This window comes from Limnohabitans sp. 2KL-3, assembly GCF_001269405.1.
GTDB lineage: Bacteria > Pseudomonadota > Gammaproteobacteria > Burkholderiales > Burkholderiaceae_C > Limnohabitans_A.
Map to the genome: position 1 here is coordinate 12427 of NZ_CXON01000006.1, position 22763 is coordinate 35189.

The following is a 22763-nucleotide window of genomic DNA, read 5'->3' on the forward strand; positions in this document are numbered from 1 at the left end:
CACGAAACTTTTTTGGCACAAAAGTTAATCTGTGCAGTGGTTCCATTCATTGCGCCCAGTTGCTCAGGGTCAAAAGTCATCGTCGTCGTCCTCATCATCCAAAGATCTGGCCTCATCCAGTCGCCCATCTGATTCCAACTCTTTGATCCACAAGGGCGTTTTTCCTCGACCTGACCACACCAAGCCGGGTTTGTCGGGATGCCTGAATTTGATCGGCGCTTTGCGCACAAAGGGTTGCGCCAAGTTTTCAGATTCGCTGCCAGGCATGCGCACACTGCTTTGCACGGTTCTGCGCACCAATTCTGCAAAGGCCTGTGTCCCAATGCCTGATTCGAGCATCAAACCGGCCAACTGCGTCTCCGATGCGCGACCCATGGCTGTCAAAAGTGATTTCTCACGCTGCTCCAGTTGCAATCGTTGTTGCTGCAGTCGAAGCAATGAGTTTTCCAACTCGGTCAGCGAGTTCAGAGCCGTTTCGGCCGACATCAAAATATGGGGTTTGATCATGCGAGTGAAGACATAGTTCCTTAGTATATTATACTAAGGTTGAATTTTATCAAACCTCTGAGGCAAGTCAGCGTTGTCAGCGATTTTGAAAAAAGTTCACTCACTCATGCTCGGGTTCAGCCACTGAGCCGATTAACTTTTGCATCCACCTTTTCAGCGTGTGAAGATTCTTCCAAGCGGATTTGCTATCCCGAATCCGATCACTTGAAAGGACCCCCCACATGGCACTTCAGGCCAACACCAATGTCGCCTCAACGGTGGCTTCGTATTTCACAGACAATTTCCAGGCGATCGCCGAATCGGCGGCCTATCAACCGCCAGCAGACTGGCTTGCTGCAAACCAGACCAAAAATTTCTACCTGATCCCCACATCAGAGGGCTCATTCAAGCTGAGCAAAGTTGACAAAAGCGACACCGCAGCTAATTCTGCCGCACTGACCCAATTGGGCAGACAAATCGATGGTGCTGCTGCTTATGCCATCGAAAAAGCAGGTGAGTCCAACGCCAGTGACAGCGTGGCTGTTGACTGGCTCATGGCGCAAATATCCCAAGAGTTTCGCCAATCTGCTGCGACGCAATCATTTGGACCACTGCTCTCATCCATTCCGGAGGCCAATTTGCAATTCGATCTGTCAAATCTGGACACGGGAACGCTCATCCGCTTGTTGGGTCTTTTGACAGGTCGAAACCGGGACACTGTGGCTGCGGTGGCAGCGGGCAATGCACAGGACATCAAGGCCAATATTGCCCGACTGGGTTTGGCCACCAGCAACTTGTCCACTGCCGTGGAGTTGCAGACGCGCTTTCAGGGCCAGGCAGGTCCTGCCACTGGCACTGCTGCAGACAAGGGTTTTGATGAGATCACCAAGGAAGCCTTGGGCAAACTGGTCCGCGCCAACTCCTCTGAATTTCAAGCCGCTCGATTGGCGGCACGCAATGCCATCACGGGTCAACAAGACACCGCCAGATTAGGCCGACTGACCCAAATTGGATTTCAAGCGCTCAACACTCAACTGCAAGCTGCCGCTGACCTGTCCAATTTGATCAATCCAGAAATTTCGCGTTTTTTGACCGAGTTGGAGTACGAGCAAAACAAAGACGGCTTCGTGGTGAAGACGAATGTGGCTTTGGCACGTGAAAACCAGGCGATCAATGCAGTCAAATTCGATCTGCTCAAAGCCTTGTCAGACCCACAGTTGGTCATCAACCTGGCCGACGCCTTGGCTGAAAATGCCGACGAATTGGGCCTGAATGATTTGACCTTGCCAGAACAGACCAGCCTGCTCCAAGATGTTGCCAAGGCCATCATCCGTGCTGTGGTTGAAGACGAGGACTATTTGCAAAACCTGGCCAAACAATCGGTGGCCTTTTATGTGGACATCGCCAATTTGATCCGCAATGAAGTTGTGGCGGCTTCAGAGCGGGAATTGGTCACCAACAACGTTTGAGAATCATTGCAAATGGCCCATGCTTTGGGCCATTTGCCGCAATGCCACGGCCACCTGGCGCAAGGGATCGTCCCAGTCATTGGCATGCACCTGTCGAAACAAACGAGCATGCGGATACCAAGGCGAGTGTTCACCTTGGATGCCCCAGCGCCAGTCTGGCACCAACTTCAACAGGACCCAGCAGGGCACCCCCAATGCACCGGCCAAGTGTGCGTGCGAAGTGTCAATGCTGATCACCAAGTCCATTTGCACCAGGGCAGCGGCTTCATCTTCGAACGACCACTGAGGATGCACCATACCCAAGAGCTGTGCAGTCTCCCTTTCCTCATCGGTCAAAGCTTCGATGGGCAAGCCATAAAACTCGACCAACCCGATCACACCTGCTGAGGCAAAAGCCTCTGCCAGTTGCCTCAGTTCTGTTCGGCGAATGCCCTCCCCCGCAGACTGCCCCAGCCATGCCAGACCAACTCGCATGCAGGTTTTGGGTCGATCAACCCAAGCCATGCGCTGGGCCAAACGCGATTGATTTTCCGGGCAGATGTCGATGAATTTGGCGGACCAATCTGAGAGGTTTTGGGGCGTGACCCCCAGCAACCAAGGCAAAGATTCGAGTTGCACAAAGCAGTCAGCGCCCTCAGGCAATGTGTCCTCCGAAAATTCAACACAGGCCATCTGGCCTCCCGCTTTTTTCACGCCATCGAGCAAAGAGGGAACCACCACCGCATGGTGACTGAGGAAACACAGGGTCATGCGCACCCCTTGTTTCGCCATATGCAGCAAGAACCGTCCATACTGAAAGGTGTCTCCGGCACCATTGTTGCCAATCACCACCATGTGACGGTTGTACCAGTCCGACAGCGGGCCGCCAACCCATTCAGGGACGCCCATGGACACCGCATGCCGCTTGAAACCTCCGACTGCAGACCTGATGGTCAAACGGGTCAAGACATGGGGAGCGGCCTCCAGATAGTCGCCCTGCAAGGCCAAAACCTCCCCCAAACCCCAGTGAGCACGAGGTTCGTCAGGCTCCATCGACAACACTTCTCGAAAATCCAGCGCGGCCAAATCCAAACGTGCCATCGCCTTCCAAGTGGCCGCCTGCCACAACAAAGCCTCAATCAAAGCCTGCTGATCACCTGCATCACGGGCACTGCGGCATTCGGCTTGGGCCACTGTCAAGACCTCCTCAAGTTGGCCGCTCATCAAGCTGTTTTGCTGAGTCAACCACTGAACTGCCTTCATGGACGGGGCCAGCGCCAACACACGGCGAATTGCATGCAAATGACCCTCAGGATCGTTGACCAATTTGTACGCCATGGCCAGCTGAACCCAGCTGCGAATGTCATGCGGGGCTTTTTGTACGGAAAGAAGTGTCATGTTCATCGCCTCTTGTGGGCGACGAGCATGCAACATGACCATGGCGATGGCGCTGAACTCATCCGCAGGCACATCCTCATTTTTGGACCATCGCCGCGTGAGTCTGACCAGCATGGGTTGAATGAGTGAAGACGAACCATCAATATGGGGCAGGAGTAATTCCAAGGCACGAATGAGCCATGAACTGTCGTCGTCCTCCGACAAGCCCTTCTTGAATGCATCCGCCGCATCCAACCAGTCACCCCGCTGTGCGGCATCGCTCAATTGACCCAACCACAGGGGCATCATTTCTGCAGATGGAGCCAAGCTCGGTACGGGCAGTGGTGGGCTTGTGGGGTCCAAGGGCCGTTGGGCGGACATGCCTGATAACTCAGCGTGCAATTGCACCAACACCTGACGCCAGTTATCGAGTTCAGGTGCTCGCAGCAGTCGCGCCTGCGGATACCACGCATTGGGTCCACCCATGTCCTGCCAGCGCCAATCTACTTGGGCATTGAGCAATACCCAAGGCGACAAACCCAAAGCCCCCGCCAGATGGGCGTAGACCGTGTCGATGGTGACCACCACATCCATCAAAGTCATGGCGGCAGCCACTTCGTCAAAGCGCCATTTTTCTTGCCGCATTCCCATCTTTTTGGCTGCAACTTGATCTTCGGGCACCCATTCGTCGTATTGCAAACTGAACCACTCGACGCCAGGCCATTCGAATTCGGCGAACAAATGAAGAGGAATGCTGCGCTCGGCAATCGAGCTGCGTGTTCCCGTCCAAGCCAAAGCCACGCGCAAACCACGAGCGGGACCCAACTGAGAACGCACCTGCTGCAAAACATCCAGATCAGGTGCCATGCAATGGGCTTGGCCCAGTGTCTCGGCTTGGTCCAGTCTGGCACCCAGCAAGCCGGGCAGGTCCATGATGTCGCAGACCCAATCGCGCACTGGCAAAACGCCTCGCTCAGGCATCACCTCTAAATCGGGATGGATCGACTGAAGCAGTCGCTCCGTACGCACCTGTGCCATCACAGTCACACTGCCTGAGAACGCCAACAAACGGGGCAAATAACGTGCAAAGTGAAAAGTATCACCAATGCCGTTTTCAGTGGTCACCAGCAAATGCTTGTTTTGCAAGGCATTCAAGTCACCCGTCCACAGACGGGCACCCATGGACTGCGCCCGATGGCCAATTCTGTTGGCCCACCCGGTGTCACGCCGATACCCAAACAAAGCAAAGCCTCTGGGGTAATCTCCAAGGGCCAACAGACAAAATGCCAAGTTAAATGCCGCAGCTGGGTGGCCAGTGTTCTGCCAGACATGTTCCAGTGTCTCACGCGCTTGCTCATATCGGCCTGCTCTGCGCAACACGGCACCCAGGGTGTGCAGCACCAGTCCCTTGTCAGATTCAGCCCATTCGTGCTCGTGCAGCAAAGCCAGAGCTTCATCAAAGCGCCCATCCTGAGCGAGGGCTTCAGCCAATCCGGCATGCGCCATGGCATTGCCGGGGTCGATCGACAAAGCCTGCCGGTAGTCAGAAGCCGCATCGTCCTTTTGAAAAAATTGGCAGTTGATGTCGCCACGCAAACACCACAGCATGGCATTGTCGGGCTCTCGGCTGATGGCATGACTGAGCAAAGTGACGGCCGACATGGTCGACGCCCTGTTTTTGGTGGCCATCAGATGGCGAACCAGTTCTTTCGTCTGATCGGCTTTCCCAGGGTGTTGGCGTACTCGCTCCAGAGCCAAAGGCACAGCTGCATCCAAATCACCTCGGGCCGCCAAAGCCATGATCAGGCTGTCGAGGGCCTTGGCCGATGTCTCAAAACGCTCCAACCAAAGACGTGCGGCCACTGCCAATTGAATAAAATCGTGACGGTTTTCGCAGTCGATGCACCACGCCTTGAACATCCACTCTTGCACCCGCTCTTTGGGCAATTGACAAAGAGCAATCAACCAAGAATGCAACAAGGCCGGCCCACCGGGAGTGGCATGCACAAATGGCAAAAATTGCTCGAAATCGGATGCCTCAAGTAGGCCACGTTGTGCCACCTCCATGGCGCAATCCAAAAGTGGCTCTATCGCGTCGGGCACCACCAGCCAAGACCGAATGGCCTGCCTGGCCAGATCTGCGTTGTCGGGCTCCAAGCGCTGTGCCCGGGTCAAGTGCACCGCACCTTCCCTCAACTTGCCAGAGGCCAAGTGCACCCGCCCAAGCAAAGCCAGCGCCTGGGCATGATCGCTGTGCATCACCAACAAAGTTTCCAGATCGTCCTGCGCCCCACTCAGGTCACCCAAATGCAAACGACACCATGCCCGGTTGAACCTTAATCCTGCACGCCAGCCATCCATGAGCACGGCACGATCAAGATCCACCAAAGCTTGCGCCCATTGCGCCTGATCCATTGCCGCCAATGCCTTGTCAAACAAGGCCTGTATCTCTCCCAGTTTTGGCATTATTTTGGACCCTGACGGAAGGGATGGATGACGGTCCATGCATGACAAGCCATGAATCGATAGGGCCTACACACCATAAAAAGTACGTCAACAAAAAATTGATTTTTGATTAAATTTTCACAAAGTTCAAACACGTCATACCTGCATCCAGGCTCTGACGGCAGGAGTTGCCACGGCACTGGCATCGCTGTTCAGACGCTGCAACTCGGCGACATAAGCGCCCCGCACTTGCTCGGGTGTACCCCATGCTGGAACAACAATGCTGCTGCTCGCCCAAGCGCCCGATAAAAGCTCAACGGCCTTGCGCTGCTCATCACTGAGCTTGGCTGAGCGTGAAGCACTGCCCCCAGAAACATTTGGACTCGGATCCACCAGTGAACCTGCAGTCGACAACAACGTTTGAGCCAAGGGCTTGGCTTTCTCGCTGTCAATGCCGCCTTGGCTCAGCAGGTCTGCAAGATCTGATGGACTGAGCGGCTGCTGGGCGTGAGCACGGGCTGCTTGGCTGAGCAAGTCAGTGGCACGCGCAGCTTGGGCATCTTTGCTGCCACGATGGCGCATGGTGATGACATCGTTGATAAAACTGGTGGCTTGATCGTTGGTGATCTTAGGAAAATTTTGTGCGATAAAAACGCGCAGTTGAGTGCGGTTATCTGTACTGAAATTGGCCTCACCGGCCTGGACATAGCGGGGCGTGAATGAATTGAGGGCAGCCACACTGGCCTTCACAGAGCCGAGTTGCGCCGCCTGCAGCACCGAGGCCACTTGGGTGCGGTTGGTATTGTCAAGTTCCCGGTTGGCAAACTCCCGTGCAGGAGGAGCATCTTTGCCGGGAGCGGCCTTGGGGTTGAAGTAAGCATCAGCCTCGAAGTGCCGAGAAATGGATTTTTCAAGATGACGCAAAACATTGTCTTGGGTCGCCAATTCTTTTGTGTTGAGACCGAATGGGTTACCGATGAGTGCTTCGCGTGCCTCTTTGAGTACCAACTTGGCTGCATCTGCATTGCCCGACTTCAGGGCTTCCAGCAAACGACCTGACTGCTCTGGACTCAAGTCTTTTTGAGCAGCATCGTTCAAATCGGCCAGGGATTTATCAACATAGTTGTGCTTGACGCTGCTGGCGATCGTGCTCGCAGCTGCACCAATCACCTCCAGACCGGTATCGGCCGGATAAGGCTGACCTGCAGCCTTGATCTGAAAACCCATAACGGTTTCGTAGGGTTTATCACTGAAGGCTTGGTTGATGTCGTACTGAGGCTCCAATTCGCTGATGAAGTCCTTGAGGAAACCACCCACCGCGACTTCGCCCGAATGATGGTCCACAGAATTGCCATCTTGTCCCAGCGCATAAACATAAATGTCGGCGCTCAAAGTCTGTGTCTGACCACTGGGGACTGGCTTCTTGTTTTCATCCATGACCACTTTTTTTTGTTCATCGAGCTTAAAAGTAGCGATGTCCAGCTTGAGGCGCCCGTCATGGCCTTGAGTGATCGCCATTTTTTCCGCTTTGATGACCCCTTCTGCAGCGATACCTGGTGCATATTCCAAGGCATTGCCATCCAACAATGCAGGATCACTGGTGCGAGAGACCCAGCGAACAGTGGCCCCTAGCTTGCCTGCGCGCTCTACGGCATCGATACCGGCATTGGGCCCATGGACCACCACAGTCTTGCCCTTCCAATCCGATGGGTTGGCCCAATCGGTCTTGCGCATGAAGGTGTCAAGGTCCATGGCCTTGTCACGCAGATGCTTAGGCAAATTGATGTGGTTGTTCTTCAGCAATTCGGTCTCAGCCTTGGTGCGCTCGCCTTCAGACTTGAGGCTTGCATGGTCCACCGCTGTGTGTGCACCTGCCCCAGAGGCAACCACCACTTTTTTGGCACGCACCGTGCTGTCGTCATTGAGTTTGAGTGTGAAGGTCCCATCTGCCTCCCGTTTGACATCTTTAACGCTGTTGGCAATGGCTTCTGCGCCCATCTTGACTGCATCGAGCAGTTGACCGGCATTTTGCTTGGCAAAATCTTCCCGTTTGGCGACCTGCCGCTCGAAACCAGGCGCATGTTGGCCCCAATGGTCAATCAATTCGTGCTGGTGGTTGATATCTCCAGCACCGCGTACCGAGGCTTCCCATGCATCCGACTTACCAATGATGGTGATCTTGCCTTCATAAGGGGTCGCATCAAGGTCTATCAGATTGGCTTGAGTTTCCTGGTTGCGCACAGCCAGTGAATAGGCGGTCGAGGCACCCACTCCAATGTAGACCACATCTCTGACTTCGCTGGGACGAGCTGGTTGAGACGAAAGTTTTAATTGTTTGACGAGAGACGAAAATCCACCATCGGCTTTCACAACACCCGGGGGCGTGTCAGCAGGTTTCGATGGGTCAACCGTTGAGTTGTTCAGTCCTTGAGTATTCAAACGTCCATTGATGGCATTGGAGAGCATGATCAATTGTCCTTTCCTGTGAGCGCCGACTGTTCAATTTGAAATCCAAGCATGGATTTTTCCCCGAGGTAAATCATTCGAAAGTTCAGTCTACAGAGGACTCACAGACTCTGCAAAAGTTAATACTCAAGCGATGATCCGCACAGGTGGTGACTTGATTAATGTTTTACAAAATTAATCCGGACCATCAGCATTACCTTCAATCCGACCCACCCCGGACCTCAAGTAAAGGAAAAAAACAATGACACAACACGCACAACGCATGCAACTGCTGTTGGATGAACTCGGCCCCAGCACCAGCGAAGTGGTCCTGATTGAACAACTTGCCCCTTCCCTGTGGCTGATGGCCCTGAATGCCTATGAAACCCCTATTGCTCTCCGATTGGATGAACAAAGCGGTGTTCTGACACTCTCATGCGAAATTGGTCGACCACAAGAATCGACTCGGTTTCGCATTTATGAGTCCTTGCTGACCTACAACGGACTGTCCGACTTGCATGGCGGCATCCGCATGGCCTTGCAAGAACCCGATGGCATGGTGTTGCAACAATTCGACATCCAAAGTGAGTCGCTGAAGCTCGATCAATTGCGCCAACTTGTTTTTGACTTCAGCCAAAAAGCTTCGGCTTGGGAAGAAATCATTGAATCTGCAGAGCCTCCTGATCTGGATGAACCCCATGAGGGCCCCTTGTGGGAAGCCCCACTTGTCTGAAAAGCGATTCCATTACTTTTGATTTCATTGACAGGATGACCTATGCCAACCCCTCCTCTTGTTTCTCTTGCCAACAGAATCCCCTCCATACCTCAAGCGCCATTCAACACACATAACAACGGTACTGCAGCAGCGCCGACGCAAGACGGCAACCGAGCAACAATCCGTTATTCGGATGCCAGCAGACCTGAGCGTCTTCACACGGCATCGGCTCTCTTTGAGGTGGCCAAGCAGTCACTGGCCTTGGTGTTCAGTCCACAGAGACGAGAGACGGCTGTTGAAAATATCAGAGCCTTGGTACAACAAACACCTGTGCTGAAACACAATCTCGAAAAATTGGACAGTTTGCTCAGCCGTCACAACGGGTTGCGTTCAAATGCGACAGCCACCAGCAACCCAACGAACAGCAGCGTTGAGCGATTGTTGGAAGCCAAGGCCTTCCAAAATGTGAAGGCCAATGCCTACGATGAAAACGCCTTTGTGTTCAACAAAGGCGTATCCAGCGAGCCTGAGCAAATACGATTGATGAAGGCGACCATTGAATCAGCCGATAAATTTGCGGCAGTCACCACCTATGGCATCAAACCCATTGAACGAGGTGGAAAAGTCACCACCACCATGCATGGTGTGCTGGCAGGACTGGCACAAAAGCAAAGCGATGCCGAGTTCAACTTTGTCTTCCTTTACAACAAAAGCGTGGGCATTCAGAACAAAGTCACCGGTGGAAAACGCACCCAGGTGAGCTTGAATCCAGACAACCACAAGCAACAACACTGGCCACAGGTTCTGGACGCGTACAACAAGCAAATTGTGGAGGAGTACAACAAAGCCGTTAAAGCGGGTGCTGTGACAGGCAAAAGCGTCAAAAATGTCGCCGAACTGGGCCAGCGCTCCAAAGAAGACCTGCAGGCCATGGTCAAAGGCGGCCACATTTCAGGCTTGCCCATCACCGACCTCAAAGCCAAGGTCTACATGGTGGCTGCGACGCCGGGCATTGGTGGCTCTCATCACAACAAATTTGCCATCAATGACTCTGGATTTGCAGCCACTTTGGGTGCCAGCATCGGCAACACCAGCAAACCCAGTTGGTTTGACAGTGGTGCTGTCAGCCTGAGCCAAAAGCTGGCCAGCTCCCAAAGGGACTATTTGCTCGACACCATGCTGCCTCAGGGCAAACACATCGGCTTGCTCACGATGGAAAACGGTCAAGCCGGCATTGAGGTCGCCCTCAAATCCAGCCAAACCAAGAGCCTTCGTCAAGAAATGGACACGACCATCCGAGGCATTGACATCAAAGATCCTTTCAAGAACAGCGCTGAGCACCAACTCAGTGATGCACTCGAAAGCGGACTGCGCAGCTCTGGTTTTTTGAAATCCGATGAAAGTGTTCAGGGCCACCAAGCGAAAATTGCATGGATACAGAACAAGGGAAGCAACCTTGAGCCCAGAGAAGCCAAGCCCATCAAGCAAGCACTGGAGCACCTGTTCAAAGAAGCCAAACCAGGAGATACCTTGTTGTTACGCAACAATGCATTCAATTCGACGGCTCAAAAATTGGTCACAGAAGCCATTTCACGAGGCGTCAATGTCCAGATCTTGGCACCCACCAAAACCAAGGTCCATGATGCGGCCTTGTTGTTCAAAGACATTCAGTCGGTCAAAAACAAAGTGGATGCCCTGCCTGCCAACAGCAACGCAGGCAAACTGGAAATTCACGTCTTCAACCCGACCCAAACGCTGCGCGATGCGCATGATTTTGATCCCGGTGGACGGCCCGTGAATGATCACGCCAAAGTCTATGCGTTAAAACGACAAGACCCCACCGAGCCCTCCTTGTTGCTCACCGGCACCCACAATCTGGATGGCCAATCCTTCAAAAGAAGTCATGAGAACGTGATGTTCATGGAGAGTACGGACACCCATTTGACCGATTCATTGTTCGGTGAATTTTGGAACAACACACCCGAAGTGACCAAGCAAGACATTGATTTGCTGGTCACGGAGTTCAAAAAACCATTGACCACGCCACAAGCTCAATGGGCTGAACAACTTCAACAAAAGGATGCCTTGTTGCAAAAAATAGGACTGCCCAACGAATCCTGATCTTGATGGGCCATCTTTTGCCATGCAGGATGGCCCCATCATTCAAGCCAGACATGTCAGTCTCATGAAGACTGAACAGGTCTTTGATGAATCAAGTTATTGAATGGGCGCCAGCAGCTTTTCGTTGTTCACGAGATTTCGAACGGAATGGGCATGATCCTCTTTGAATTCATTGCCATCACACCACTGTCCAAGCGATGCTGCATTCACTTTCAACACCTTGGGCCGAACACGCCAGGTGACCGCCAACGGTGAAGCTTTTTCGTTGTAAGCAGCCCCTGTGGTGGAGCCAGCATATTGGACAGGTTGCCCGGTGTTCGCAGGTCTTTGGGGGGCTTGATAAAAGCCATTGACTTTCTGAACACGAGCCAATTCGCCAAACTTTGCCGCCTTGGGGTCATTGACCAACACCATCACTTGTGCCTCAACACGCAACTGGGGATTGTTCAGGGACTCATTCAGACATGCCGCCAGAGTCGCGCCCGGTGAAATTTTTGCTGTGCTGTAGACATAGTGAACCTCAATGGTGTCACCCACTTGCAAGCCACCGTGCTTGCTTGTACACACCTCTGAGTCTAGTTTTTAGCTTTCTTTCAAATTCAGTTTGCCTGAGTACTTGAATCCCGTCTGATAGCCATGGCCATCACCCCGCCCGGCATAAGTGGAGAACTCACCCCATTTGTGTTCCGCATTTTTATGAAAATGAATGTTGCACAAATTCATTTGCCCTGCAGATGGCGCAGGTGAGAAATGCAGCGTGTTTTGGCCTCCTTTTTTCGACAAATCTCGGGGTGATTGGGGGCCAAACTTATCGACATCCGTGACTGAACTGTGTTCAATGACAGAAGGGGATGCGACTGTTTTTTCAGCGCCAACCGATTTTTCGTCGGCCTGTGAAACTGATGAAACGAGGAACAACAAGGCCAAGGTGTGTGCCAGCTTATTCATAAAGACTCCATTTAAAAAATGCCCGCAATAAAAGCGCAGGCAAAACCTCCCTGACCCTTCAACAACTTCATGCAGACTCGCTGCGAGGCCTGGCTTGAATTGAGGAGTCGACCGCCGAAGGAACAGCCTCTGAAGCTGTCCGATCCCGAATTTCTGCTTGGCGTGCATCGAATTCAGCGGCAGCAGAGGCTTCATTTGGGTATTGAGCCACCGAATCTCGTGGTGCGAAACCAATGGCGAACTCGGATTTATTGTTGGGCATTTCGGCATAGCGTGAATGGCCATTTTGTCGCGCATTGACTCTTTGAGCTTGCAAGGCTGCATCTTCTGCACGGTCTCTTGAAGTTGTCTTGGGCACTTCAGCTTCTATGCCATCGTCCACCCATGGGGCATCTCGATCCACCAAGACAGGACTGGGCGATGGCTTGAGAACACCCCGTGCAGGTGCATCAGGCAAACTGACTGAACCTTGAAAAGGTTCACGCATTGGCTCAGGAACTGCATTGCGAAGACGATCATCGTTGGTGTGCGAAAAATCATCTCTTTCGACCGCTTGCTCCACCTGAAAAGCCATTCCCAAGCGCTGGCCAGACACATCCTGAATTCGGCCAATCGCATCATTCAATGAGCGTGCCGCTGCATTCAAGGTTTGCATTTTTTCTTTCCAAGCTGTTTTGACCTCAGGGGTGGAATTGAAGATGAATCTGCGAACATGCTGTTCAATATCTTGTTGATTGGCTTTGATATTGCGGTGCAACTTTTGAGCATGGTCGATGTCTTCATGCACAGATGAAAGCAGTTGCTTGTGATGGCTGTCCAACTCTGTCGTCAAATCTTTGTCCTGAATGGCTGGCTTCAGATATTCAAAGTTGTTGACAGCACGGTCTATCAAGGACACCGCCTGATCGATTTTGGCGAGATGACCGCTCACCACCACCTCGTCTTGCACATGTTTCAGTGCCTGAGCAATATCAGCGCCAGTCAAACGAGCCCCTTCCCGCAATTGACGGGTCAAACTGTTTCTCAAGCTGGCCACCACTTCGCCTTGGCGATCCAACGATACCAGTTCAGCACCTTTGAGAACACCCGCCGCTCTGGAGGTTCCTAAGGACGAAGAGACCGCATGAATAAATGCTTCTGCCGCTTGACGATGGGCTTGGCGTGCAACATCAGGGCGAATGATCTCGACAAGACGGCTGAAAAATTTGCCACGCGTTTTGAGTGTCTCCTCACCACCCGCATGGCCAATTCGGACTTCCTGACTGGCATTCGCAGCATTTTGGGCAATTTTTGCAAAGCCTTGCAAATTCGCTTGGATCGTGGGCATCTTGATCTCCTTACACTGAACGCAAGATTTATTTCATCGGTGATGGCATTGAGCAAGGCGTTGCCATGGCTCAGGCCCTGAACTGTTGAAAAGCATCAGCACCCTGCGACTGCACAGCACATGCAGGCGCCTCGTCTTGTACAAAGCTCAGAGAGCGCATGACATCCTGCGCAACTTCGCACAAATTCACAACCGCCCTGCCGAGTCTGATGGCATCGACCCATTCCCTGTCCATGCGATAGCTCAAAATCAATTGGTCATGCGCTTCATCCCAGCCAATCACCGCGCCCCGTGTGGTCAATGAAAAAGCATTCAGGCGCATGGCCTCCTCCAGGCGCATTCGACGCAACTCTCCCGACATGGCGGGCAGCAACTTGACCACCAAGAACAGGTCGTCACTGGCAGATGGCCAATCAATGCTCATCTCCAAGTTGCTGTCGGCCTTGAAGCAACAACGATGTTCATGGGCAATCAAGGCCTCTTCGGCCAAGCCAACATGCTTCATCCAGCTTTCAACGATGTCTTGTGTGTTCATTGATTCCTCCTTCTTGGCATCAGGCATTCATGGCATCAATGCAGACTGAGACTGCAACTCCTGTGTCGAGCTTGCTGGCTGCAGGTGACGCATTTCCAGTTCTGCTTCCAACTCAACACCCACCTCGAGCAAATTGGTGATGGTGGCATTGAGGGCGTAGATGTCCAGCCCATCGAGCAGCACACGGTAGGACAAGACGATGCGATCATTGAGCTCGTCCCAGCCGATGACAGCGCCACGCGTGCGAAGGCCATAAACATTGAGTTGCATGGCTTTTTCCAGGCGTCGCTTGCGCAGCTCGCCAATGCCAGTGGACATCATGTCGAGCACCACAAACAAATCAGAAGTCGAACGGGGCCATTCAATTGAGACCTCAAATCGATCCAGGGCCTGAAAGCGGCATTGCCGCTCTTTCAGGTCCAGCGCTTGCGCCTCCAGATCGATGGCGTCCATCCATTCCAGAATCAGTTTTTCGGGTTTCATACGTTCTCCGTTATGAGCCCCATGACGCCAACGACATGGGTCTTCCGTTCATTAAGTGTCAAGCTGTAGCGTCTGCCCGGTAAGCGTTATCAAGCTCATCCGCATCTTGTGCGAGTGAGCGGACCTGGGGCAGATCAAGAACGGAATTGCGCTTGATCACCGCATTCAGTTCTTCATTCACCCGACTGTGCACTCCAGTGCGATGTGAATCACGCACATGGCTTGACGTTGAAGGCGCACCTTGTAACTTGAAAGCGCTTCGCGTTTCTTCCAACGAAAACTTTGGGGGCGACTTCAGACCACCTCGCACATTGGATGCGCCCACCAGCTCAATGCCCGAACCCTGCCTGGGCGTGACGCTTTCGGTGATTTTGTCAGCCAGAAAAGTCAGGCCTTTTTTAGCAGCGTTGACGGCTTGCACAATGCCTAACACGCGTCCCACCGAGCCCACGGTGTAAGACAAGCCTTTCCAGCTGAGGTTGACTTTTTCAGAATAAAGGGCGTTTTGCATGGCATCCATCGCCGATTTCATATCCTTGGTCTGCAGCTTGATGATGGTGTTTTTGCTCAAGCCAAAGTCGGTCAAAAACTTGACGGCGGCAGCACGCTCTTTGGGTTCACTGCTGCGAAGACGTTTCATCAGAGCGAATTCGGCCAAACCAATATTGCTGCCGTCAGACAAACTGGCCATGAGTTTGGCTTTGTCTGCGCCATCTTGCTGCAGTTGCGTTTGGAAGTCCTTCAATTTGCCTTCCGCACCTTCACGCCGCTTGGCCAAAGTGGCTTTGTGTCCGATTTCAAAAGCCGTCACGCCAATGGCAACACCAACGGTCAGTGCTGTGCCACAAAGACCGGCGACAACCAGTGCAGCTGGCGCACCAGGACCTGCGGCCAGTGACGCCGTTTGTAGACTGCCCGATACCGCATTGGCTGCTGCATTGGCCAGATTGGTGCGGCTGTTGTGCAAACGCTCTTGCTTGATGTGCGAGCTGATGGCCTTGAGCCACAGATCGTCTTTGGCGTTGTCCTCGGCCAGCCGAACATTGTTGAGTGCGGAGATGTTGACTGCAGCCTTCCAAGTGGCATGTCCTGCCGCCACAAAAGTGACCGCAGCACCGACACCCGGAACGGCTTTGGAAATGGAGTCTCCCAATGCCGCTTTGACGGCTGTTTTGCCGACGGTGGACAAGATGCCATTGGCCGCTTGTGAGTTACTGATCGTGATGTCCTTGAGCTGGGTCAAGCGATCACACACAGCTTGCCCTTGGGTTCGGCTGCGATCAGCACCTTTGGCATTCATCAGTTCCTTGATGTGTGCATAGGTGGGGTGATCGATGGCTTTTTCAGCGCCATCCACCATCGTGTAAGTGGTTGCGGGTATGGTGAATTCGCCCTTCGAATCCTTCAAAGTATGGGTATTGATGTCGTAGTCTTTCAGCAGATGCGACAACGCCGTTCTGTCTCGGCTGGCCGCCACATCGCCCGCAAAATCTCGCACCAACTCAACCCCTGTTTTGGCAGAGTTGATCAAGGACAGGGCCGCGAGTCCAGAGTTGAAGCCTTGGCCAATGGATACGGGAACACCGCTCACTTTGAGCCAAGAATCAACGGGTTTACCGTCCTTGAGGGCCGTAGCGACTTTGTCACTGACCGAGGTCAATGGGTTGACGATTGCACGACTGACTCCAACTGCATGGCGAATGCCCAAGCCGGCATTGGCGACCATTTGAGCTGCCAATGGGCTTGCTTCTTTGTTGCTCTTGACCAGTTCTGTCACACCAGAGCCTTCGCCCGTGGCCCCGCTGATGATGCCTTTGAGAGGCCCTTTTTTCTCTTCTGCTTTCCAGTTGCCCACAAATTCAGACACACGCTCTCGCCAAGCCGAGGTCGGTTGCGTGTCGGCTTGAACGCTCGGATGGGGTGCTGCCGTCGCTGTTGTGAGGCCTTTGTTCTCTGGGCCACTGGGCACCAAAGCAGGGCGATCCGGTGGGCTCGCACTGAACTTTGGGTCATCAGAAGGGGAAGAAGCTGGCGGCGTCTGAACCTGAGTCGTGGTTTGTTGATCAACTTTGGGCGTTGTGCCGGAAGAAGCACCTGAACCAATTTTTTTAAGCGTCATGCCGTACCCCCTTGAACTTGTGCCGATGTGCGGCTGTTTTCAATGGCCTTGTTCAAGCGCAAGGCGGCGCTGTCGACATCGCATTCACCTCGGGCCAGGGCCACCCAGGCATCGAAGGTAGTGACCAAGGCATAGCGCTGCAAGGCCACCAATTCGACCAGCAAGTCCACCAGCAATGCCGCACCCCATGCGCGACCCGCCAGGTGCATGCCGAGCTCTTCGTCCAGACGGATCAGTCGCGTGGGTGCAGACAGTGCGCCCATGATTTCTGCGAAGGCGTCCAGATCATTCCAACGCTCAGCATCGTGTGCACAGTAGCTTGACGTGACCAATGTGAGGGCATGGTCGTCGTAAGACGTGCGCTGCAGCATCAGCTGAGCTCTCACGCCGGGAATCAACGCCACGTCCCAGACCATGGCATCGTCGTTGAGCTCAGCCTGTGGTTGGGCATCCAGTTGCATGTCGTCCAGCGCTTGGGCCAAAGCCTGACAAAGTTCTGTTTTGGGGATTGAAGTGCTCATGCCCGTGCTCCCAATGAAATGACTTGCTCCACAACGCCGTCGGCGCAAACACGGCTGTGCTCTGGCGTCCAGAACGACAAATCGATGCGTTGCACCGCAGGCAGTACAAACTGGCTCACGTAAAACAGATGCTCAACCACCTCGGTCAGGCGCGGCATGCAGCCGGCCATCAAGATCTGGCTGTAACGCAAGGTCAGTCTTTCGCTTGAAGGCTCAAGAAAAACATCCACTGGCGACAAGCGCGCCCCCAGTTGGCGGCAAAAGGCCGTCCACACTTCATGGCCATGCACGCCGGGCAGGGCACCCTCGGTCATCATCAACAGTGAAAAATGGCAAGACTTCGCAGGGTTAGCACCGGCGGCAAACAAGGCCGTGGCGTCCATGTTTTGCGGTACAGGCCCCTGCCAAGGCTCGGCCCAAGTGAGCAGCGAGCCCGCATCGCCTAAATCCACAGGGGTGGCTGCCAACCCCTGACTTTTCAATTCCTGCAGGGCCTGATCGGCCAACTCCTGGAACACCATGCGAGTGCTTGTCATGCTCGGACTCCTGAATGGGGTATGCCTGATACTTTTGTCTTTGGTGTTCCGATGGTAATTGGCATTGATTTTTTACGCCAAAATAAAATCCAATCGATAAAACGACCAAAAAACACATTAATTTATATTTTTGTATTATTTTTTAGACTTTAAATGCATGATTTAGATCCATGTGGACTTGAAAAATTTATAGACTATAGTTGCATATTAGGTGCCGTGCTTTGCATGCATGTGACATGGATTTTGTTTCTCAGCCTTCTGGTCTGAGCATGCAAATACACCACGCTTTTTTTGGAGGCATCTGGCTAAATGGATCTCAAAAAATAGGAAGCCGGGGATTAATTGTTAATGATTGAACTTAATAGTCATAGACTAAAGGCTAGTTTTTAAAGGTGAAATCCATGCCCTTACAACTCGACACCTTCCGCAACATCGCTGACCAAGGCGGCCATCATCAGGTTCTGCTCGCCAGCTCAGGCGCCAACTCCGCCGACAACATCAAAACCCGTGGCAGCTTTGCCAGTTGGGTGGTCAACCTGTTCCGTGGTGACGGTGTCAGGCAAGAACAAAACCAGGTGGCTGAAGCGTTTGTTCGCTGCCTGGAAAATCAACTGCAACAAGGCACCCCTGAATCGGGACAGTTGGTCAACACGCTCAAGGCCGATTACAGCGCCACCATGCAAGAGACCCTCAGCGCTGTTCGCCGACAACTCGCCAACCAGCTCGATGGCACGCGTGCTTTGACGACCCACGATATTCGGCAAGTTCTGAAGTTCGTGGCCGAAGTTCAAGATGAGACTTTGGCCCCTTTGATGGAGGAAAACAGGCAACTGCTGGCTCTGGACCAAGCGCAAGAGTCCATCGAAGCCGTGCGCAGCCAGATGGCAGATTTCAAAGCACTCCCGACAGACAACAAGCCATCGGCAGGTCAACATTTGGCCAATTACCTTTCGGGATTTCAGGTGGCCAGCAGCGATATTGCGGTCATTGCCGAGCAGATCCAATCGTTTGAGATGGCGTTTGGCGCGGTGACAAGATCGCTGAATCAAGTGCGCACCCAAATCGCACGCTCGGACAATCCGCAAATCCTGCAAGACATGGAAAAGAAGTTGGTGCAGGTTCTGTCAGACAAAAAATTGGTAGATTTGCTCGCGTGGTTCAACGAAAGTCGCCGCATAGAGGCACTCGCCCAAAACAAAGTCGACACCACCACCGTGCGCTTGGGCAATGGCCAGGAAATTCAGCACACACGCACGCCCCGTGCCATGGTCGATGCGTTCACACAGGGTGAAAAACTCTCGGCACAAGACCTGGAGTTTCTGGATGCCTGGGCCAACCGTTTCCCAACCTTGGTCAACGCCATCAGCCGTCTCAACAGCATGACCACGGGAGAAAAGGACCTGAACCAAATTCAAAACCTGATGAGCCAAGTCACGGAGACCGAATACGCGTCCCTTGCCGAAGGGGCCATGACTGTGGATGACGAATTACTGGACGGCCTGGGGGGAGTCACCAAAACCCCCTACCAAGACCAAGCAGGCATGGCCTTGTGGGATCGCAGAGATGAATTGATCGCCAGCTTACAAGGCATGGCTTTGCTCAAAGCCCAAGCTCGCGCAGTGCTTCAAGCTGGAGGAGATTTGTCGCAACTGCCCACCGATCATGTCAACCCCTTCCGTGAAGCGCCGCAAGGCGATGACTACACCCCTGATGAGCCTGACCTCCAGGCGACACCTGTTCGCGGACGGATCAATACGGGCTTTTCCACGGTCAATGAGGTCAGTGAAGAGACCACCGATTACCACGCTCCGGCAGCCGGTGCGGCTGAAGATGCTGTCCGTGGCCTGGGTTTGAACGACAACCAAAAACTCAGCCGCCTGGAGCGTATGGCCCGTGAGAATGCCCAACTGGGCATCAGCGACGACGGCAAATCGCGTCTGCCCACCACCGCAGCCTCAGAACGCCACGCTCAGCGGCAAGTGCGCATCGACCCCCAAGTCGAACCCGGTCGATCCATTCCGCAAGAGGGCAAGAATGCCAACAAGGGCTTTGACCACGAGATTGGCAGCGGCCGACAGGAAGCTGCCAATCCCTCAGCTCCTCGCACGCACTGAGAGGTTCGCCGCAACAACACATCGAACGATGCCATGGCCGAGGTGGCCACGGTGCTCATCGACATGTTCCGAGATCGGTTGCAGTTCCTGACCGATCAGGGCGTCAAGCCCAGCTTTGCTTAATTCAACTCTTGATTATGAAAAACCAAGCCTTCTGGGATTTTTTTACCGAAGTGGCTGAACCCCGCTTGCACAAGCGAGCCAGCACATTTCGACACATGTTCGAATACATGGATTTATTCGATCGACCCGTCGTCATTGTCGAAACCGGGTGCCTGCGCGACACCAACGGCTGGGTCGGTGATGGCATGAGCACCTACCAGTTTGACCAATATGTGCAACATCGAAATGACGGGTCCTTTTGCATATCGGTGGATCTGCATCCCGGTGCAGTCCAGGCCTGCCAATCCATCGTCAGCGCTCGAACGTTTGTGCACCAAGCAGAAAGCGTGAAATTTCTCGCCAACTTGGTCCGAACTCTCCAAGCCGAAGGCCGTTGGATTGACTTGTTGTACCTCGACTCCATGGATGTTGATTTTCAATATTGGCAAGCATCAGCCGCTCACCACCTCAAGGAGTTGAGTGTCTGTATGCCGCGAATTCACAAGGACACACTGGTGGTGGTCGACGACTCCCCCTGTCACGCCAGCCTGACCCACAAAGCCGATGGCAGTTTTGACGTAGGCCTGCACGAGCTGCGCGTCGGCGGCAAAGGCACCCTCATTGCCCAAGTGGCCGAAGCCCAAGAGGCCCAAGCACTGTTTCTCAGTTACCAAGTGGGTTGGACCCAATTCGTTAGCCAAGAAATTCACACATGAAGCGTGCAGTGCATGTCAGCCCCATCAAGAACAAGGTCAGTCGGCTAAATTTTCAGTGCAATGGGCGATGTAGGGCTTGATTTTCTTGCGGCATTGAGACAAGTACTCCTTGGTTGCTGAAACCGATCGTCCGATTTGCACCGAAATGTCCTCCATCGAAGCACCTTCCAAGTACAAGTTCAAGGCCACTGCACGGTCCGGCATTTCCAGCGCAAATTGTTCGAGACCATCTGCCACGCATTGATCCACACTTTGGGGGGAGTGACACAAGGGCGCTGCCACGGTTTCCTCAAAATGACCCCACTGCTCAGGTTTGACCGATATTTCATCGGCTCGAATCCGCTGTGATTTACGAAAAGCATCTTGCAAAGTGTTTCGAGCCACTTGCCAAATCCAGGCCTTGGCCGTTCCCTGACCCGCGTACTGACCCGCACTCTTGTAGACCTTGATCAATGTGTCTTGCAAAATGTCCTGCGACTCATCGGCCGAAGCACCCTGGTGAACAAAAAAGCGCAACATCGATTGCCCGAACAGGTCATACAAGCGCCGTAAAGCCAAGTCAGCGCAAGCCCCCCCCTGAGCAATGTCACGAAGAATGCCATCTTCAACGCTGACAGGAGATAACCGCATGCCCTCTGTGGCGTCGGTCATGGCCATTCACCCAAGGGGCTTCGCCCATTTGTCGGACAAATACCCCACAAGAACAAAACCAGTGCGTGGACTTCAACCACAAAAGTCATTTTGTGCAACGTATGCGCCTGAACAAATCAAAGGAAAAAATATTTTCCTTGAACATCATTCCGTTGCCAAAAGTTAATCGTCAGCAGGCCCAAAAGCCAAAAGCCCACCTTCTTTCAGAAGGTGGGCGATCTTGAACAAACAGTCATCAGGCCGTTGCAGGGAACTGTTTCTTGGCCTCAACGATGGCTTTTGCCGCCGCCTGCACCAACTCTTGAGCTCCCAAGCGGACCTCACCCTGGATGCGCGTGGCACCCTGAATGGTCTTGGCCAAAAGGTTGTCAAACATCACCATGGCCATCTCTTTGGCACTGGCCGTTAAACCGGACGCTGCTGCCAACTCTCGGTGAATCACCGAGTCAGCCTGACCTGAATTCAAGCGCTCATACAACACCGAACTCGGTGCAGGAGAAGCATCTCGGCGAGTGGCCGCTTTTTGAGCCAAAGCGCTTGCCAATTCATGGGCAAAACGGTCCTTCAGCGATTGCGGAATTGTCTCCAGCACCGAGCGATACTCCAAAGCATTGCCCTCCTGGGTCTTGAACCGCGCCACGATGCCCAGTTTGCTCAGCACCCTGTTGGCCACCAAACCATCGTAGTTCTCTACGCCCTGCACATCACAGGTCTTTTTGCTCAACTGACGATCTACCCAAGCCACCGCCTCACGGGCGCTGGCCGGTGCAGAACGATCCAAAATATGGCGGTAAACCTGACCGTCATGACCCACACCTACCGGCACAATGTGCTGACCGACTTTGTAGGCGACCATCGGGCGAGCTTGGGCCAAGATCTCGCTGTTCAGGTCTTGAGAGCTCGCGTACTCGCGAATCGTGTCGGCCACAGCGGAAGGAATTTCTGCATAGACCGCATCCTCAACCGACGCATACATGGCATTGTTGAAACCAGCTGATCGAGCCGAAACTGGCTCTTCATACAAAGCCTCGTCAATGGAGGCATACGTGGCATTGTTAAAAACAGCTTGCCTTGAAGACACTGGCACTTCATACGAAGCCTCGTCGATCGATTCATAAGTAGCGTTGCCAAAAGCCTGATCACCTGCAGCCACAGGCCGCTCATAGGTTGCAGCTCGGGCGAAATGCCCTGAGATCGTCTCGTACACCGGATGGTTGCTGCCCACGGTGGCGTTGCGCAAGTTCATTGGCTCAGCGCCACTTTGTTGGGCACGGTGGGTCGCCTGTGTCAGGGTCAAGAATTTGGCAGCCACTTGCTGGGCCTTGCTCGCACGGAAATCCATGCGAGCACTCTCACCCAAGAAAAGATGGATGGCGGCATCGCGCAAGCGGGTGCCAAAGCTGGCCGTCTGAATTTGACCGCGCTTGTTCACCTCGATGAGCGCTCCGGCCATGCTGCTCTGATAAAGAGCACGGGCAGTTTCCATGTTGTGTGCAACGGTGGGCATTTCAAACTCCTTTAAAAAAGTGGGTTGTTGTCCTATAGACGCATCGCCCATCTCAAGGTCAGGCTCAATTTGAAAATAAATGCGCAGATTAATTTTTGCGCAGGCAATAGCGCTCCACCTAAGATGCCGCCAGCCACCGCGCCATACATGCGTCTGGGTGTGGTCTT

The 22763-nt window shown here is 53.4% G+C and carries 17 protein-coding genes and 1 pseudogene; 6 read left to right on the forward strand and 12 right to left on the reverse strand.

All coding sequences use genetic code 11. The features are described 5' to 3' along the window. Positions 1 to 69 precede the first annotated feature (69 nt). Positions 70 to 507 carry an H-NS histone family protein gene (locus tag AMM41_RS10035; RefSeq protein ID WP_089957133.1) on the reverse strand — a complete coding sequence of 146 codons (438 nt, stop codon included), beginning with the start codon at positions 505 to 507 and terminating at the stop codon, positions 70 to 72. A 221-nt stretch (positions 508 to 728) separates the two neighbouring features. On the opposite strand from AMM41_RS10035, the gene AMM41_RS10040 reads away from it, so the two are divergent. Continuing rightward, positions 729 to 1955: a hypothetical protein gene (locus AMM41_RS10040; protein WP_089957135.1), complete on the forward strand. Its 1227-nt coding sequence runs from the start codon at positions 729 to 731 to the stop codon at positions 1953 to 1955. Between the two features lie 3 nt (positions 1956 to 1958). Here AMM41_RS10040 and AMM41_RS10045 read toward each other — a convergent pair whose 3' ends face one another. Together AMM41_RS10045 and AMM41_RS10050 are read right to left on the reverse strand one after the other, a co-directional pair. Further along, positions 1959 to 5777, reverse strand: coding sequence for a tetratricopeptide repeat protein (locus AMM41_RS10045; protein WP_194944711.1), 3819 nt, complete (start codon positions 5775 to 5777; stop codon positions 1959 to 1961). A 135-nt stretch (positions 5778 to 5912) separates the two neighbouring features. Beyond that, complete coding sequence (locus AMM41_RS10050) at positions 5913 to 8042, reverse strand: hypothetical protein (protein ID WP_089957139.1); 2130 nt, start codon at positions 8040 to 8042, stop codon at positions 5913 to 5915. A gap of 421 nt (positions 8043 to 8463) precedes the next feature. Here AMM41_RS10050 and AMM41_RS10055 point away from each other — a divergent pair, with 421 nt between their 5' ends. Both AMM41_RS10055 and AMM41_RS10060 read left to right on the forward strand, forming a co-directional pair. Continuing rightward, entirely contained in the window at positions 8464 to 8934 is a 471-nt protein-coding gene (locus AMM41_RS10055) for a CesT family type III secretion system chaperone (RefSeq protein ID WP_089957142.1), read from the forward strand. Between the two features lie 312 nt (positions 8935 to 9246). Continuing rightward, positions 9247 to 11037: a phospholipase D-like domain-containing protein gene (locus AMM41_RS10060; RefSeq protein ID WP_194944712.1), complete on the forward strand. Its 1791-nt coding sequence runs from the start codon at positions 9247 to 9249 to the stop codon at positions 11035 to 11037. 96 nt (positions 11038 to 11133) lie between these two features. Here AMM41_RS10060 and AMM41_RS22460 read toward each other — a convergent pair. The 7 genes and pseudogenes from AMM41_RS22460 to AMM41_RS10095 form a co-directional block, all read right to left on the reverse strand. Continuing rightward, a pseudogene (locus AMM41_RS22460) lies at positions 11134 to 12153 on the reverse strand (delta-class carbonic anhydrase). Continuing rightward, complete coding sequence (locus AMM41_RS10070) at positions 12053 to 13312, reverse strand: hypothetical protein (protein ID WP_089957148.1); 1260 nt, start codon at positions 13310 to 13312, stop codon at positions 12053 to 12055. Before AMM41_RS10070 ends, AMM41_RS22460 begins: the two are co-directional and overlap by 101 nt. 70 nt (positions 13313 to 13382) lie before the next feature. After that, the gene (locus AMM41_RS10075; protein WP_194944713.1) at positions 13383 to 13847 is read right to left on the reverse strand and encodes a CesT family type III secretion system chaperone; all 465 of its coding nucleotides are present in this window, start codon (positions 13845 to 13847) and stop codon (positions 13383 to 13385) included. Between the two features lie 27 nt (positions 13848 to 13874). After that, positions 13875 to 14330: a CesT family type III secretion system chaperone gene (locus AMM41_RS10080; RefSeq protein ID WP_089957154.1), complete on the reverse strand. Its 456-nt coding sequence runs from the start codon at positions 14328 to 14330 to the stop codon at positions 13875 to 13877. 58 nt (positions 14331 to 14388) lie between these two features. Next, entirely contained in the window at positions 14389 to 16449 is a 2061-nt protein-coding gene (locus AMM41_RS10085) for a hypothetical protein (RefSeq protein ID WP_194944714.1), read from the reverse strand. After that, on the reverse strand, positions 16446 to 16970 hold the full coding sequence (locus AMM41_RS10090; RefSeq protein ID WP_089957162.1) for a hypothetical protein: 525 nt from the start codon (positions 16968 to 16970) through the stop codon (positions 16446 to 16448). Before AMM41_RS10090 ends, AMM41_RS10085 begins: the two co-directional genes overlap by 4 nt. Then, positions 16967 to 17506: a hypothetical protein gene (locus AMM41_RS10095; protein ID WP_194944715.1), complete on the reverse strand. Its 540-nt coding sequence runs from the start codon at positions 17504 to 17506 to the stop codon at positions 16967 to 16969. The genes AMM41_RS10090 and AMM41_RS10095 overlap by 4 nt, the downstream gene beginning before the upstream one ends. 401 nt (positions 17507 to 17907) lie before the next feature. Between AMM41_RS10095 and AMM41_RS10100 the strand changes: the two genes are divergently transcribed. Beyond that, complete coding sequence (locus tag AMM41_RS10100) at positions 17908 to 19620, forward strand: hypothetical protein (protein WP_089957167.1); 1713 nt, start codon at positions 17908 to 17910, stop codon at positions 19618 to 19620. Positions 19621 to 19757: 137 nt separating this feature from the next. Then, positions 19758 to 20438 carry a class I SAM-dependent methyltransferase gene (locus AMM41_RS10105; RefSeq protein ID WP_089957170.1) on the forward strand — a complete coding sequence of 227 codons (681 nt, stop codon included), beginning with the start codon at positions 19758 to 19760 and terminating at the stop codon, positions 20436 to 20438. Positions 20439 to 20474: 36 nt separating this feature from the next. Here AMM41_RS10105 and AMM41_RS10110 read toward each other — a convergent pair whose 3' ends face one another. Next, positions 20475 to 21089, reverse strand: a complete 615-nt coding sequence (locus AMM41_RS10110) for an RNA polymerase sigma factor (RefSeq protein WP_194944716.1) — start codon at positions 21087 to 21089, stop codon at positions 20475 to 20477. A gap of 65 nt (positions 21090 to 21154) precedes the next feature. Between AMM41_RS10110 and AMM41_RS21890 the strand changes: the two genes are divergently transcribed. Next, positions 21155 to 21313 (forward strand): hypothetical protein, encoded by a 159-nt coding sequence (locus AMM41_RS21890; RefSeq protein WP_194944717.1) that lies wholly within the window; start codon positions 21155 to 21157, stop codon positions 21311 to 21313. 11 nt (positions 21314 to 21324) lie between these two features. Here the strand turns inward: AMM41_RS21890 and AMM41_RS10115 are convergent, their stop codons facing one another. After that, positions 21325 to 22596 (reverse strand): hypothetical protein, encoded by a 1272-nt coding sequence (locus AMM41_RS10115; RefSeq protein ID WP_089957175.1) that lies wholly within the window; start codon positions 22594 to 22596, stop codon positions 21325 to 21327. Between the last annotated feature and the right edge of the window lie 167 nt (positions 22597 to 22763).

Coding starts and splice junctions, on each gene's coding strand:
- AMM41_RS10035 (WP_089957133.1), bottom strand. CDS start 507: ATGATCAAACCCCATATTTTGATGTCGGCCGAAACGGCTCTGAACTCG.
- AMM41_RS10040 (WP_089957135.1), top strand. CDS start 729: ATGGCACTTCAGGCCAACACCAATGTCGCCTCAACGGTGGCTTCGTAT.
- AMM41_RS10045 (WP_194944711.1), bottom strand. CDS start 5,777: ATGCCAAAACTGGGAGAGATACAGGCCTTGTTTGACAAGGCATTGGCG.
- AMM41_RS10055 (WP_089957142.1), top strand. CDS start 8,464: ATGACACAACACGCACAACGCATGCAACTGCTGTTGGATGAACTCGGC.
- AMM41_RS10070 (WP_089957148.1), bottom strand. CDS start 13,312: ATGCCCACGATCCAAGCGAATTTGCAAGGCTTTGCAAAAATTGCCCAA.
- AMM41_RS10075 (WP_194944713.1), bottom strand. CDS start 13,847: ATGAACACACAAGACATCGTTGAAAGCTGGATGAAGCATGTTGGCTTG.
- AMM41_RS10080 (WP_089957154.1), bottom strand. CDS start 14,330: ATGAAACCCGAAAAACTGATTCTGGAATGGATGGACGCCATCGATCTG.
- AMM41_RS10085 (WP_194944714.1), bottom strand. CDS start 16,449: ATGACGCTTAAAAAAATTGGTTCAGGTGCTTCTTCCGGCACAACGCCC.
- AMM41_RS10090 (WP_089957162.1), bottom strand. CDS start 16,970: ATGAGCACTTCAATCCCCAAAACAGAACTTTGTCAGGCTTTGGCCCAA.
- AMM41_RS10095 (WP_194944715.1), bottom strand. CDS start 17,506: ATGACAAGCACTCGCATGGTGTTCCAGGAGTTGGCCGATCAGGCCCTG.
- AMM41_RS10100 (WP_089957167.1), top strand. CDS start 17,908: ATGCCCTTACAACTCGACACCTTCCGCAACATCGCTGACCAAGGCGGC.
- AMM41_RS10105 (WP_089957170.1), top strand. CDS start 19,758: ATGAAAAACCAAGCCTTCTGGGATTTTTTTACCGAAGTGGCTGAACCC.
- AMM41_RS10110 (WP_194944716.1), bottom strand. CDS start 21,089: ATGACCGACGCCACAGAGGGCATGCGGTTATCTCCTGTCAGCGTTGAA.
- AMM41_RS10115 (WP_089957175.1), bottom strand. CDS start 22,596: ATGCCCACCGTTGCACACAACATGGAAACTGCCCGTGCTCTTTATCAG.